We start from the raw sequence: 13,565 nt of genomic DNA on the forward strand, positions 1-13,565 counted from the left end.
TGCGGGCGTGCCGGCCATCCGGGCAGGGCGGTCAGGGCGGGGAACCGGCGACGCGAGCGGGCCTCGGCGCGCGGGGCGCCGAGGAGGGCGAGGCCTCCGTCAGCCGCCGCCGACGCCCAGGGCGGAGAGCAGGACGAGAAGCACGGTCACGACGGCGAACAACCCGTGCGCGGCGACCACGACGACCGGGAAGTGCCGCTCGGCGGGGGCGGTGCGCTCACCCGCCGACGGGACGGTGGTGGCACGGGCCCGGTACACCGGGATCCACCGGGCCAGCATGACGAACCCGAGCAGGGCGACGGGTACCAGCAGGACGAAGGCGATCCAGGCCAGCGCGTTCAGGTCGGCGATGAGGTAGACGACCCAGACGACCAGGCCGACGGCGGCCAGCGCGAAATGGCCGAAGATCACCGGGACCGGCAAGTGGCTACCGCCGCGGGCACCGCCGCGTGAGAGCCAGGTGCCGAGCATGTGGAAGCCGCCGAGCGCGGTGACCACCCAGGTGACCAGTGCGGCGATGTTCATGAAAACTCCAGATTGCTCATGGTGGCCGCCCCGGGGACCGTGCGGCGACCGATGCTGTCAGTGGGTACGGCCCGCGGGTGCGAACCCCTCGGCCTGTGTCGCCTCGTCGGCCACCCGGACGCCGTAGCGGTAGGAGAGCCTGCCGCCCAGCCATCCCGCCACCGCCAAGGTCAGGAAGGAGGCGGCGTTGAGGGCCAGCGGCCCGGCGGGGACGCCGCCGGTGACGGCCTCGGAGTACCGCCACAGGAAATTGCCGAGGTAGGCGACGGTCGCCAGCAGGTTCAGCGTCATGTGGATCAGCGCCAGCCGGAACGCGCGGGTGCCCGTGGGGATGGCGAACAGGTCCAGGAATCCGGCCATGGCCGCGCCCAGGGCGCCGACCACCCCGATCGCGATCAGCCACATCGCTCCCTGGGACAGGAAGCGCGGATCCGCCACGAACCGTGAGGCGATGTCGAAGGCCAGGCCGGCCGCCCAGGCACCGATCGGGATCGTGACCAGCATGGGGTGGAACGGGTGTCCGTACGGGCCGGCGAGCGCGGCGCTGACCGGCTGCTTGGCCTGGTGTGGCCGGGTTGTCATGACCACCTCCTTTTCACCAATGGATTTTGGTCTTATTAGGGGTGGCGGTCAAGCGATGCCGATGAGAAAGGCCTCCACCCATCATCCGACAGCGCATGCTGGCGTTATCGTGAAGGTGTGACCTCTGACATGAGCCAGCCGGCCTCTCCGGCGGACGCCGCGCTCGACTCCCTCAGCGTGCTCGGCGAAGGCACCCGGCGGCAGATCTTCGCCTTCATCCGCCGTGCCCGCCGGCCCGTCACACGCGAGGAGACCGCCGCCGACGTCGGCATCTCCCGCAAGCTCGCCGCGTTCCACCTGGACAAGCTGGTCGACGCCGGGCTGCTCCGCACCCGGCATGCGTCGCCGACCGGCCTGCGCAAGGTCGGACGGCAGCCCAAGCTCTACGAGCCGACCGACAGCCCCATCCAGGTCAGCATTCCCGACCGCCGCCACGAACTGCTGGCCGCTCTCCTCCTCCGGGCCGTCCTGGCCGAAGGCGAGAACGAGACCGCCGCGAACGCCGCCATACGCACCGCCAGGCAGCACGGCGACGAACTCGGCGGCCAGGACCGCGCGCGCCTGCGGCCTGGCAGGCTCGGCGCCGAACGCGGCCTGACCCTGTGCGAGCAGATGCTCAACCAGCACGGCTTCGAGCCTGCCCGCGAGGCCCCCGACCGGCTGCGGCTGCGCAACTGCCCCTTCCACCCCCTCGCCGCCCAGGCCCCCGACCTCGTCTGCGGCATGAACCACGCCTTCCTCACCGGATACCTGCAAGGGCTGCAGGCCGGAGCCGTTCAGGCGGTTCTCGCTCCGCGCTCCGGCGAATGCTGTGTCCAGCTGCAGCACGCGCAGCCGCAGGACCCGCCCAAGGCCGGCTGACACCCGGGCGGGCGCGAGGTCAGTTCCGGGCCGGGGCGCGCCGCCGTACCAGGGGGAGGTAGACCTCGTCGACGATCTCGACGAGGACGTCGTCGGGAGCGGTGGGGACCCCGCGCACGACGAACTCGTTGCGCAGCAGGACCATGGCCACGGTGGCGACCCGTGGAGTGAGCGCCTCGGGGGCCACCTCGCCGCGCGCGAGCGCGCGTTCCAGGACGGTCAGCCACGGGGCCGCGGCGTCGTCACCGGACCGGTCCTGCAACTGTTCCAGGAGTTCCGAGGTCCCTCCGGCCGCGGCGAACAGCTCGCGCAGGATCGCGCCCTGCGGGGAGCTCCAGTAGCGGTTGGCCTGGCGGAGCAGTGCCAGGACGTCGCCCCGCAGGTCGCCGGTGTCGTCGGGGGAGATCGTCGTGGTCAGCCGCCGGTAGGCGGCGACGCCGAGCGCGAGGCGGTTCGGCCAGCGACGGTAGATGGCGTTCTTGTTGGTCCCGGCTCGCGCGGCGACCCTGTCCATGGTCAGCCCGGCGTATCCGGCCTCGGCCAGTTCGTCGGCCGCGGCGCTCAGGATCGCCTCCTCCAGGGCGGCCCCACGCCTCCTGGTACGTCCCGCCGGACTGCCTGCCGCGTCCTCTGTCATGGCTCTTCCCGTAGTCGATACCGGCCGTGCCCTCCCATCCTTGTTGCCGTCCCCCCCCTCGCACAAATAGGGTACTTGGAGTACCTTAAAACTCCCTCCAGAGAAAGGCACAGCACGTGCGCGCCAAGGGCATCAGCTATGACACCGGCTTCGTCGTCAACGGAACGATCGGTCACCGGCGGTTCGCCGCGGAGAACGTCAGACGTGACATGCGCGCCATCCGCGACGACCTGAACTGCACCGCGGTCCGCGTCATGGGCGGCGACCCCGAACGGATCGAACTCGCCGCGGAGTGCGCCGCCGACCTCGGCCTCGAAGTCTGGTTCTCCCCGTACCCGCTCGAACTGACCGCCGGCGAGATGTTGTCGCTGTTCGCCGACTGCGCCGAGCGCGCGGAGCGGCTCCGGCTGAGGGGAGCCGAGGTCGTGTTCGTCACCGGCGCCGAACTCTGCCTGATGAACAAGGGATTCCTGCCCGGTGACAGCATCGACGAGCGAGTCGGGCTGCTGAGCAGGCCGGACCAGGTGCGTGAACAGATCGGCACGGTCGGCGCACGGGTCAACGACTTCCTCGCCGAAGCGGTGGCGCTCGTCCGCGAACGCTTCGGCGGAAAGGTGACCTACGCCTCCGTGCCGCTCGAACGCGTCAACTGGGAGCCCTTCGACATCATGTCCGTGGACCTCTACCGGTCGGCTGAGATCGCCGACCGGTTCGCCGCCGGTGTCCACGGACTCGTCGCGCAGGGCAAGCCGGTCGCGATCACCGAGTTCGGCGCGGCGAGCTACCGGGGGGCGGGGGACAGGGGAGCCCTCGGCCTGGAGGTCGTCGAGTACGACCCGGCCACCCGCGCGCCCGTCCGGCTGAACGGCGAGTACGAACGTGACGAGGCCGGACAGGCCGCGTACGTGCGTGAACTGCTTGAGGTCTTCGACGCCGGAGGCGTCGACAGCGCCTTCGTGTTCACCTTCGCGCTCTACGACCACCTGTACCGCCCCGGCGGCGACCCCCGCGACGACCTGGACCTGGCCAGCTACGGCGTCGTCAAGGTCCACGAGGACCCGCAGAGACCGTGGGAGCCCAAGGCCGCCTTCCACTCCATCGCCGCTTACTACCGCTCCTCGCCGGAACCCGCGGCCCGGTGACCACCGCCTCTACGGGGAGAGCACGAGCCTGCCGTTGACGTCTCCCGTCTCCAGCCTGCGGTGTGCCTGGGCGGCCTGCGACAGCGGGAGCCGCCCGGCGACGCGGGGACGCCACCGGGTCTCGCGCAGCAGGAAGGCGACGCCGCCGGCCGCGTCGGCGAGATCGGCGACGGAGGCGTTGCTGATCGCGAACCCCACGACGGAGGCGTCCCGGGTGTAGAGGGAGCCGAGCGGCAGCGCCGGGGTGGCGTGCAGCCCGGCCATCACCACCAGCCGCCCGCCGTGGGCGAGAAGACCGACCCTGGCGGCCAGGTCCCCGCGCCCCGAGGTGTCCACCCACACGCGGTAGCCGCCGGGCGCGGCCGTACGCAGGCCGTCGGCCAGGTCGGGGTCGCGGTAGTCGAGGACCTCGGCGGCGCCCAGCGCGCGGACGGAGGCGAAGTCCTCCGGACGCGCGGTGGCGACCACGCGCGCCCCCGCCGCCACGGCCAGGGCGACCGCGGCGGACCCGACGTTGCCCGCCCCGCCTCCGACGTGGACGTTCTCCCCTGCCCGCAACCGCCCGTGCCGGAACAGGGCCAGCCACGCGGTCGCCGCCGGGTGGGCGGCGGCGACCAGGTCGGCCTCGTCGACGCCCGGCGGAACCGGGTACAGCCGGTCGGCGGCGACCACGGCGTACTCGGCGAAGGAGCCCTGCCTGCCGGCGTGCCCCAGGCTGTTGCACCACACCGGCAGCCCCGGGGAGAAGCCGGTCGCGCCGGGTCCCACGGCGGCCACCTCACCGACCAGGTCCCGGCCGATCACGAACGGCGACGGCATGGGCGTGGGGTAGGCGCCCGAGCGCACGAAGATGTCCACCGGGTCGGCGGCGACCATGCGCACCCGCACCAGGACGTCGGTGGGGCCGATGCCCGGCACCGGTATCCGGCCGTAGCGGATGGCCTCGGCGGGACCGGGGCCCGTGACGTGGGCGGCGTACATGTGCGTGGGCAGGGACATCGGTGCGCTCCGTCGTGTTCGTGGTCCTCGGGTGCCGTAAACGCTCCCGAGCGGCACGGCCGTACAGAAGGACCGACACGCCCGTCGTCTCGATCTCACCGTGAGGAGCTCACTGCGTGGCGGACGTCCGCCGCAGATGGGCGAGGACGACCTCGCTCTGGCCGACGACGGAGTGCCCGACCCCCGGCAGCAGGCGAACCGTCGCGTGCGGGACGGTCTCGTTCAGGCGCCGGACGGTGTCCTGCGAGTCGAGCATGGCGTCACGGTCACCGACGACGGCCAGCACGGGCATGGTCAGCTTCCGCAGGGTGTCGTCGGAGAAGACCGGCAACCGCTTACGGGGGAGGAACTGCCGGAAGGTGAGGGCCATCCCCTCAAGGAACTCCTCGGAACCCGGCATGTCGAGCCCCGCGACCGTCTCAAGCGTTTTGCGCTGTCCCCACAGACCGAACCGGTTCAGCAGTACGGCCTTCGGCACCCAGCCCCACTTCTGCCTGCCGATTCCGGCGGGGCACAGCAGAGCCAGGCACTCCACCCGGTCCGGGCGGCGGGTGGCGTAGTCCAGCGCCAGCCAGCCACCGAGCGAGGCACCGACCACGGACGCCCTCGACACCCCGAGTTCCCGCAGGACGTCGTCCAGCCAGAGGGCGTACGCCTCGGAGTCAAGCGGAGGGCGGGAGGGGGCGCTCAGGCCGGGCTCACCGATCATGTCGACGGCGTGGACGCGGAAGTGTCCGGCCCAGGAGGCCACCTCCGCGACCCACATCGCCGCGTTGGTGCCCGAGCCGTGCAACAGCACCAGCGGCGGCGCGTCCTCGGGGCCGGAGACCACGACGAAGGTCTCTCCCTCGCGGGTCGGGACCCTCCGGTGCTCGTAAGGAACGGGCCAGGTACGCAGGGTCTGGACGTACCGTTCGCGGATGCGCCGGCCGCCGTCCTCGGTCCGGTAGATGGCGGTCATGGCCCGACCACCGCGCCGGTGTGCCTCGGAGTCCGCCCGCCGCCCGCGACGATGACCTTCATGTGACCCTCTCCTTCGTCGATGCGCCGTCCCCGCCCCGCCGGGTGCTCGCGCATCCGAACGAAGAGGGGAATCGCGATTCCCTAAAATTACCTTAACACCCCTCTTTGAGGGAAGAATAGGGAATATTAGGGAGTCGAGCAGGCCGGTCGCCGCCCAGGAAGCAGGAGGCAAGGGAGGCCGGAAGTCTCGACGGCCACCGTCTCAAGACCCCGCGGGGCCTCCGGGCCCGAGACGGGACGACCGTCACCGGGTCGCCCCGCTCTCCGAGGAGGTGTGAACCACCCCATGCCTCTCCAGGGCCTCGACCAGGCAGGACGGCCACGGGGAGGCGTCCTCGGTCCTAGCCCCCCGTTCGAGGGCCGCGGCGTAGGAGCGGGCGTCGAGGTTGCCGCGCACCAGCCGTACGGCCTCGATGTGCATCTCGTGGAAGGGGCGCAGGGTGATGAGGCCGACGCCCACGGCCTGGCGCAGATGACGGGCGGCGCCGAGGAGCTCGGCGGCCCGGTGGTACTGCCCGGCGGCGGCGACGGCCCAGGCCAGCGCCTCCGCTCCCCAGACGGGACCCCAGCGGTCGTCGATGTCGCGCTGGCGGACCAGAGAGTCGCGCAGCAGCTCGATGGCCGCGACGGTGTCGCCGAGCCGCAGCCTGGTCAGCCCGAGCGTCCACAGTGCCCATGATTGGGCCCAGGCCGCGCCGTTCGCCTCGGCCTCCTCCAGGTAGGCGTCTCCCGCGGCGCGCGCGACGTCCGGGACGCCGAGGAAGGCGCAGGCCATCGCCCAGAGCATGGTGGCCATGTGGGCGTCTCCCCGGGCACCCGCCCGCCGGAACATGTCCCTGGCCCGCGCCAGCACGGGGATCGCCCCGGCGTCGGAATGGGTGAGCATCGCATGGGCGCCCTCCAGATAGGTGGCGACGGGCGAGGCCGGAGCGCGGTGTTCGGCGAGATACCTCTCGGCGAGCCGGTGGTCGCCCTGCAGGAGGGCCACCCAGCTCAGCATCGCCAGCGCGTCGGTGCGCCGGGGGCCGGGCGCGGACAACGCGCAGGTGCGCTCCAGCCAGTGGCGGCCCTCACCGATGGTGCTGGTGAAGAACCAGGACCGGACACGGGTGAGGTTGACGGCGATCTCCAGGCCGTTGTCCGCCTGCCCCGGCTCGGTGACGCAGAAGTCCAGCGCCGTCCGCAGGTTGGGCAGCTCCCTTCGCAGCCGGGACAGCCACTCGACCTCGCGGACGCCGCACCACTCGGCCGCGGCGGTGGCGACCAGTCTCTGGTAGTGGTCGCGGTGGAGCCGCCGCAGCCGGGCTTCCGCGCCCATGTCGGCCAGTCTCCGCCCGCCGTACTGACGGATGGTCTCCAGAAGACGGTAGCGCGTACGGAGACCCTGGGTCCGCGCCAGCAGGACCGACTTGTGGCACAGGCTCGCCAGCAGATCCACGACGTCCCGGCGGGCGATGCCCGAGCCGGAGCACACGGCTTCGGCCGCCTCCAGGTCGAAACCGCTGGAGAAGACCGAAAGGCGCGCCCAGAGCAGGCGTTCCGGCTCGGTGCACAGCTCGTGGCTCCAGTCGATGACGTCCCACAACGTCCGGTGGTAGCGGGGCATGGCCCGGATGTCGCCGCCCAGCGGACGGAAGCAGTCATCGAGGCGCTCCAGGATCTCCGCGATGGACAGCGTGCCCAGCCGTACGGCGGCCAGTTCGATGGCCAGCGGGATGCCGTCCAGGCGCCTGCACAGCTGGACGACGAGGTCGTGGTTGTCGTGGGTGACACGGAAGTCCGGTGCCGCCGCCGCGGCCCGCGTCACCAGCAACGCCACCGCGTCGTAGCCGGTCAGCGGACGCTCCCGGGACGCGGCGGCCACGGGCGGCAGGGTGAGCGGGGGCACGACCAGCACGTGCTCGTGGCGCAGGCCGAGCCGGTGCCTGCTGGTCGTCAGCATCCGCAGGCCCGGGGCGGCCCTGAGCAGGGTGTCGGCCAGAGCGCCGACCGCGGCGGCCACGTGCTCACAGTTGTCCAGCACCAGCAGCAGCCGCCTGTCACGCAGGAAGTCGGCCAGGACGTCGGCGGGCGGACGCGCGGACTGGTCGCGGATTCTCAGCGCCTGGACCACGAGGTGCTCAAGTGGCCGTCCTTCCGGCAACGCGGTCAGGTCGGCCAGCCACACCCCGTCGGGGAAGTCCCCGGACAGCTCGGCCGCCGCCCGCAGGGCCAGCCGGGTCTTGCCCACCCCGCCCGCGCCGGTCAGGGTGACCAGCCGGTTTCCTCTCACCAGGCGCCCGATGTCGGCGAGCTGACGTGCCCGGCCGATGAACGTCGTCACCTCGGCGGGCAGGTTGCCGCGCACCCGCGGTGGGCTGACGTAGGCCAGCGCGGGGCTGGCGGTGAGCAACCGCCGGTGCAGTTCACGCAGCTCGTCGCCGGGATCGACGCCGAGTTGCTCGACCAGCGCGTCCCTGGCGTTGTGATAGCAGCGCAGGCTCTCGCCCCGGCGTCCCGACCGGTACAGCGCGAGCATCCGCTGTCTCCACAGTCGCTCCCTGAGCGGGTGCGCGGTGGTCAGCCCGTGCAGCTCGGCCAGCACGTCCTCGTGCCGTCCCAGCGCCAGGTCCGCCTCGATGCGAAGCTCAAGGGCGTCGAGCCTGCGTTCGTCGAGCACGGGGACGACGTCACGGCGTATGACCTCTGATCCGATGTCCGCGAGCGCCTCTCCGCGCCACAGGCGCAACGCCTCCCGAAGCAGCGTGGCGGCCTGCTCCGTCTCCTCGACGGCGGCCGCCGCCCGTGCGCGGCGCACCAGTGCGTCGAAACGGTGCAGGTCCAGCGTGTCGGCGGGCAGCTCGATCGCATACCCCCTCGGGTGCGTCGTCAGCGGGCACTCCCACCCCGCCCCGTTCAGCAGACGACGCAGCCGCAGCACGTAGTTCTGCAGCGTGTTGCGGGCGCCGTTGGGGGCGTCGTCCCCCCATACGCGTTCGATCAGCGTCTCGACGGTGACCACGCGATTGGCGTCCAGGAGCAGCGCCGCGAGCAGGGTGCGCAGCTTGGCCGCTCGGATGGTCAGGCGGTTGCCGTGGTGCAGGACCTCGACCGGCCCCAGAATCCTGAACTCGAAACCCAACCCTTTCACAGCGAATTGTAATCACATCATTACCCTCAGCTCGCAACGCGTCACGTACGGGCCCACGACGGAGCGGTGCGCGTGACCGGCGGGTGACCGGCGTGTCGGCGGCCTCCACCACGCTACGAGTGACCGGGGCGCGCGACCCCACGGCACTGGACGCGGGATCCCGGGTCGCGCCGCCCCGGTCCGCCGGAACGGGCACCGCCGTACGGCGTGCGAAGACAAGCGAAGGAGACGACATGACGACCAGGTTCCGTCCGGTGGCGCTGGCCGCCGCCGTGCTGGGCTCCGCCTGCCTGCTGACCGCGGGCCCGGCACACGCCACCGTCGCGACCGAGGGCACCGCCGTGCAGGCGCTCGGCGACGACGTCTACCGTGACTGGTTCACGAGCCACGCCAGGTGCGTGACCGCGGGCCAGGGCGGGATCGACCGGGGGCACTGGGGGCACTACACCTGCTCCGAAGGCGACGTGTTCTGGCACCTGTGGACCGACCGCTGAGCCGGCCCGCCGTGAGGGTGGTGCCCGTCGTGCGGACGGGCACCACCCGCGGGTCATGAGTTCAGGAATTCCAGCAGGTCGGCGTTGAACTTCTCCTTGTCGCCGGGCACCAGCGCGATGCCGTGTGAGCCGCCCTTGTACACCTTGTAGGTCGAGTTCGGGATGAGCTTCGAGGACTTGTCCGCCGAGGCCGCGATCGGCACGACTTGGTCGTCGTCACCGTGGATGATCAGGGTGGGAATGTCGAACCTCTTCAGGTCCTGGGTGAAGTCGGTGGCGGAGAAGGCGTCCACGCAGACCACCCCGGCCTCGATGTTCTCGGCCATGGCCATCAGCCAGAAGGCGTCCTTGTTGCCCTGCGTCACCTTGTTACCGGGCCGGTTGGCGCCGAAGAAGCCCTCCGCGGAGTCCTTCCAGAACTGCGAGCGCTCGGCGAGGATACCGGCCTTGATCTTGTCGAACACCTCCTGGGGAGTGCCCTCGGGGTTGTCGTCCGTCTTGAGCATCAGCGGCGGGACCGCCGACAGCAGCACGGCCTTACTGATGCGGTCGGTGCCGTGCCGGCCGATGTAGCGGGCCAGCTCCCCGCCTCCCATGGAGTGCGCGACCAGCGTGACGTCACGCAGGTCGAGCTTGGTGATGAGGTCGTTGAGATCGTCGGCGAAGGTGTCGAAGTCGTAGCCGTCGTGGGGGTGACTTGAGCGGCCGTGCCCCCGGCGGTCGTGCGCGATGGCCCGGAAGCCGTGGTCCTTGACCAGTTTCAGCTGGTCCTGCCAGGCGTCCGCGTTCAGCGGCCAGCCGTGGATGAAGACGACCGGCGGCCCGCTGCCCCAGTCGTAGAAGAAGATCTCTGTGCCGTCGCGCGTGGTCACGTAAGGCATGCCGTACCCTCCGAAGGTCTCCTGGGACGCGGCCTGGCCATGGATGGCCGGTGGCTCCGGTGTCGTCACGGAGGCGATACCGCCGGAGGGGCAGAAATAAGGCCAAAGCGAGGTCTGCGGATTTTTACCCGTCGGCCGGAATCGCTCCGCCGGTCCTGGGCGGACGGATTCCGGCCGGGGACCTCTCGACGTGTCCCGGCGAGGTCAGTTCCCGCGTTCGTGCCCGGCCGCCCTGAGCGCCTCGCCGAGAACGCGAACCGCCTTCGGCCCGACTCCGTGCATCGCCATCAGTTCGGCCTCGGTCAGTTCGGCGACCTGGGCGAGAGTGGTGATGCCGACGCCGGCGAGCGCCCGGGTGGCGGGCCCTCCGATGGCCTTGGGCAGGTCCCCGGTCTCACCGGCGACCGCCGTCTCTCCGGCGGCGGCCTGCCGCGCGAGCTGTCGCGGCGCGTGGGAGAACCAGGCGCGGCGCACCCAGTGGTTGAGCTGCTGACCGTCGATGTCCACGAGCGGGACACGTACGCCGGCCGACGTCCCGTCGTGGGGCAGCGGCTCCGCGGTCGGGTACGCCGCGAGAACCTTCTCCGCCTCCGTTGCGGGGAGGTGAAGGTGCACGTGGTCGTTGTCTCCCGTCGAGGCGAACAGGCTGCCGTGCACGGTGAACGCGATCACGCCGGGGCGGTCACCCTGCTCGGCGGTCCCGGGGAGGGAGAGCGCGGTCTTGCGAAGCTGGGCGAAAGTCGTCATGGGCCACTTTGGCATGCAGGACCGACAGAAGCTCCGTACGGCACGGATCGGGGGACCTCTCGGCGTCGTCATCGACGCCGAGAGGTCCGCCGTGTTCCCGCGCCGGCGAACGGCTCGGATGTCCTGGCGGCCTCCGGCCCGAAGGCCGGAGCGCTCAGGCGGGGAAGGACGCCACGTCGCGGTCGTAGTGCCGGTGCCGGACGACGGCGTCGACGAACCGCTGGACGAAGTCGTCTCCCGCTGAGGCCTCGACGACCCCCTGGCGGCCGGGCAGCGCGGCGGCCCGCAACAGGGCCTCACCGTCCGGCAGCACACCGATGGCCTTGCCGTGCTTGAAGGCCTCGCGGACGAACTGTACGGCGTAGCCGTCGTCCGCCTGCCCCTCACCGCCGGTGCACAGCACCGCGTCGTACAGTACCGACGAGGCCGCGCTGACCTGCTTGTCGACCGACAGCGGCCCGGCCATGCCCTCGTGCGGGGCGACCACGTCGCAGATCGCCTTCCCGTTCTCCAGCTCCTGGATCACGGGGTAGAGCGCCTCGGCGTCGGTGTGGTCGCTCACCAGGACCGCGATCTTGCGGGTGGCCAGGGACGAGGGCTGGTCGGCCTGGCTGAGCGCGGGGGAGGACCTGCCGTGGTTGACGCCCCTGGCCGTCGGCGCGGGCAGGCCGAGCCCCGCGGCCACGTGCGCGGCCAGCCCGGTGTCGACGTTGGTCAGCCGCTCGACCACCTGCTCCTTGATGTAGCGGCGCTCGACGTGCCCGAGTTCGAACAGGAACGCCTTGACGATGTGGTCCTTCTCCCAGGGGGCCATGCTGTTCCAGAACAGCGTGGCCTGGCTGTAGTGGTCGCCGAAGCTGGGGCTGCGCTTGCGGATCTTCTCGCCCTCGACCCGTTCGGTGTAGTGCCGGAAGACCCCGGTCATGTCACCGCTGAGCACGCCGGTCGCCGGGCAGCCCCCGCTGATGGAGTTCTTGGAGTAGCTCGTCCGGCTGGTGTGGATCATGTGCTGGTGGAAGCCGTCGCGGTTGTCGTTGTGCACCGGCGCGACCGCCCTGTTGATCGGGATCTGCTGGAAGTTCGGGCCGCCGAGGCGGAGCAGCTGGGTGTCGAGGTAGGAGAAGTTGCGGCCCTGCAGCAGCGGGTCGTTGGTGAAGTCGATGCCCGGCACCACGTTGGCGGTGCAGAAGGCGACCTGTTCGGTCTCGGCGAAGAAGTTCTCCGGGTTGCGGTTGAGGGTCAGCTTACCGACCGCCCGCAACGGCACCTCCTCCTCCGGAATGATCTTCGTGGCGTCGAGGAGGTCGAAGTCGAACTTGTGCTCGTCCTCTTCCGGCACGAGCTGGAGGCCCAGCTCCCACTCGGGGTAGTCGCCGTTCTCGATGGCGTCCCACAGGTCACGGCGGTTGAAGTCGGGGTCGTTGCCCTGGATGCGCAGCACCTCGTCCCACACCAGCGAGTGGGTGCCGAGCTTGGGCCGCCAGTGGAACTTGCAGAAGGTGCCCCGCCCCTCGGCGTTGACCAGCCGGAAGGTGTGCACACCGAAGCCCTGCATCATCCGGTAGCTGCGCGGGATCGCCCGGTCCGACATCAGCCACATGATCATGTGCATGGTCTCCGGCTGCAGTTGTACGAAGTCCCACAGGGTGTCGTGCGCCGACTGGGCCTGCGGGATCTCGTTGTGCGGTTCGGGCTTGACCGAGTGCACGAAGTCGGAGAACTTGATCGCGTCCTGGATGAAGAACACCGGGAAGTTGTTGCCGACCAGGTCGTAGTTGCCCTGCCGGGTGAAGAACTTGGTGGCGAACCCGCGCACGTCGCGCACCGTGTCGGCCGACCCGCGCGAGCCCGCGACGGTGGAGAAGCGCACGAAGACCGGGGTGACCAGCGAAGGGTCGCACAGGAAGTCGGCGCAGGTGTACTCGGCCAGGGACTCGTACACCTGGAAGACGCCGTGCGCGCCCGAACCGCGGGCGTGCACCACCCGCTCCGGGATGCGCTCGTGGTCGAAGCGCATCACCTTCTCCCGGAAGTGGAAGTCCTCCAGGATGGTCGGGCCGCGCTCACCGATCGACAGTGAGTTGTCGGTGTCGTCGACACGGACGCCCTGGTCGGTGGTGTACCGGGTGTCCGCCGAGTCCACCCGATACTGGTCGAGCTGCTGCTGTTTCCGGTTGCCGTCGTCTGCCACAGGTCCCCCACGGTCGAGATGAGATCGAAGCCGGGGGGCCAATCGCGCTTATACCCCCATCACCCACCCGGTCACCCCGGTCAGTCGTGAGCACCGTGGGATTCCCGGCGGATCCGGCGCGTCGCCGGACCCCTAGGAAGACTCATCCGCCGTTTCCGCGAGGACGGCCGGTACTCCGGGCGTCGTCCTCGTCCCAGCCGCGTGGAACGGTCCCGTCCGCGAGGCGCGTCTCCTCCGGGGTGCGGGCGAGGCGACCCTTGACCCTTGGTTTGCCCGCCTGGTACTAATCGCCAACCTTGTCCTCACCCTCCGCACCCCGGAGGGTCCAGAGGGTGGGGACGCCATGCGGACTT

General features: G+C 70.8%; 12 protein-coding genes. 3 read left to right on the top strand and 9 right to left on the bottom strand.

The genetic code is table 11. The features are described from left to right. Window positions 1-99 precede the first annotated feature (99 nt). On the bottom strand, window positions 100-525 hold the full coding sequence (locus tag ABT340_RS20915; protein WP_352012450.1) for a hypothetical protein: 426 nt from the start codon (window positions 523-525) through the stop codon (window positions 100-102). Window positions 526-582: 57 nt separating this feature from the next. Next, on the bottom strand, window positions 583-1,107 hold the full coding sequence (locus ABT340_RS20920) for a DUF2231 domain-containing protein (RefSeq protein WP_352012451.1): 525 nt from the start codon (window positions 1,105-1,107) through the stop codon (window positions 583-585). 117 nt (window positions 1,108-1,224) lie between these two features. On the opposite strand from ABT340_RS20920, the gene ABT340_RS20925 reads away from it, so the two are divergent. Next, window positions 1,225-1,968 (top strand): helix-turn-helix transcriptional regulator, encoded by a 744-nt coding sequence (locus ABT340_RS20925; RefSeq protein WP_352012452.1) that lies wholly within the window; start codon window positions 1,225-1,227, stop codon window positions 1,966-1,968. Window positions 1,969-1,987: 19 nt separating this feature from the next. Here the strand turns inward: ABT340_RS20925 and ABT340_RS20930 are convergent, their stop codons facing one another. Further along, window positions 1,988-2,605 carry a TetR/AcrR family transcriptional regulator gene (locus tag ABT340_RS20930; RefSeq protein ID WP_352012453.1) on the bottom strand — a complete coding sequence of 206 codons (618 nt, stop codon included), beginning with the start codon at window positions 2,603-2,605 and terminating at the stop codon, window positions 1,988-1,990. A 116-nt stretch (window positions 2,606-2,721) separates the two neighbouring features. On the opposite strand from ABT340_RS20930, the gene ABT340_RS20935 reads away from it, so the two are divergent. Further along, the gene (locus tag ABT340_RS20935) at window positions 2,722-3,747 is read left to right on the top strand and encodes a glycoside hydrolase family 113 protein (RefSeq protein ID WP_352012454.1); all 1,026 of its coding nucleotides are present in this window, start codon (window positions 2,722-2,724) and stop codon (window positions 3,745-3,747) included. A 9-nt stretch (window positions 3,748-3,756) separates the two neighbouring features. Here the strand turns inward: ABT340_RS20935 and ABT340_RS20940 are convergent, their stop codons facing one another. The 3 genes from ABT340_RS20940 to ABT340_RS20950 form a co-directional block, all read right to left on the bottom strand. Then, complete coding sequence (locus tag ABT340_RS20940; RefSeq protein ID WP_352012455.1) at window positions 3,757-4,746, bottom strand: NADPH:quinone reductase; 990 nt, start codon at window positions 4,744-4,746, stop codon at window positions 3,757-3,759. Between the two features lie 109 nt (window positions 4,747-4,855). Continuing rightward, on the bottom strand, window positions 4,856-5,707 hold the full coding sequence (locus ABT340_RS20945) for an alpha/beta fold hydrolase (protein WP_352012456.1): 852 nt from the start codon (window positions 5,705-5,707) through the stop codon (window positions 4,856-4,858). A 306-nt stretch (window positions 5,708-6,013) separates the two neighbouring features. Continuing rightward, window positions 6,014-8,899, bottom strand: coding sequence for an AfsR/SARP family transcriptional regulator (locus ABT340_RS20950; RefSeq protein ID WP_352012457.1), 2,886 nt, complete (start codon window positions 8,897-8,899; stop codon window positions 6,014-6,016). 233 nt (window positions 8,900-9,132) lie between these two features. On the opposite strand from ABT340_RS20950, the gene ABT340_RS20955 reads away from it, so the two are divergent. Continuing rightward, window positions 9,133-9,393, top strand: coding sequence for a hypothetical protein (locus ABT340_RS20955; protein WP_352012458.1), 261 nt, complete (start codon window positions 9,133-9,135; stop codon window positions 9,391-9,393). Window positions 9,394-9,446: 53 nt separating this feature from the next. On the opposite strand, the gene ABT340_RS20960 is transcribed toward ABT340_RS20955, so the two are convergent. From ABT340_RS20960 to ABT340_RS20970, 3 genes are all read right to left on the bottom strand, one after another. Next, the gene (locus ABT340_RS20960) at window positions 9,447-10,274 is read right to left on the bottom strand and encodes an alpha/beta fold hydrolase (protein WP_352012459.1); all 828 of its coding nucleotides are present in this window, start codon (window positions 10,272-10,274) and stop codon (window positions 9,447-9,449) included. A 204-nt stretch (window positions 10,275-10,478) separates the two neighbouring features. Further along, on the bottom strand, window positions 10,479-11,021 hold the full coding sequence (locus ABT340_RS20965; protein ID WP_352012460.1) for an MmcQ/YjbR family DNA-binding protein: 543 nt from the start codon (window positions 11,019-11,021) through the stop codon (window positions 10,479-10,481). A 154-nt stretch (window positions 11,022-11,175) separates the two neighbouring features. Then, the gene (locus ABT340_RS20970; RefSeq protein WP_352012461.1) at window positions 11,176-13,212 is read right to left on the bottom strand and encodes a catalase; all 2,037 of its coding nucleotides are present in this window, start codon (window positions 13,210-13,212) and stop codon (window positions 11,176-11,178) included. Window positions 13,213-13,565: the final 353 nt, after the last annotated feature.

The organism is Streptosporangium sp. NPDC000239 (assembly GCF_040300765.1).
GTDB lineage: Bacteria > Actinomycetota > Actinomycetes > Streptosporangiales > Streptosporangiaceae > Streptosporangium.

Bases quoted from the DNA above. Each gene is read 5' to 3' on its own strand.
- ABT340_RS20915 (WP_352012450.1), bottom strand. From the start codon at position 525: ATGAACATCGCCGCACTGGTCACCTGGGTGGTCACCGCGCTCGGCGGC.
- ABT340_RS20920 (WP_352012451.1), bottom strand. From the start codon at position 1,107: ATGACAACCCGGCCACACCAGGCCAAGCAGCCGGTCAGCGCCGCGCTC.
- ABT340_RS20930 (WP_352012453.1), bottom strand. From the start codon at position 2,605: ATGACAGAGGACGCGGCAGGCAGTCCGGCGGGACGTACCAGGAGGCGT.
- ABT340_RS20940 (WP_352012455.1), bottom strand. From the start codon at position 4,746: ATGTCCCTGCCCACGCACATGTACGCCGCCCACGTCACGGGCCCCGGT.
- ABT340_RS20945 (WP_352012456.1), bottom strand. From the start codon at position 5,707: ATGACCGCCATCTACCGGACCGAGGACGGCGGCCGGCGCATCCGCGAA.
- ABT340_RS20955 (WP_352012458.1), top strand. From the start codon at position 9,133: ATGACGACCAGGTTCCGTCCGGTGGCGCTGGCCGCCGCCGTGCTGGGC.
- ABT340_RS20960 (WP_352012459.1), bottom strand. From the start codon at position 10,274: ATGCCTTACGTGACCACGCGCGACGGCACAGAGATCTTCTTCTACGAC.
- ABT340_RS20965 (WP_352012460.1), bottom strand. From the start codon at position 11,021: ATGACGACTTTCGCCCAGCTTCGCAAGACCGCGCTCTCCCTCCCCGGG.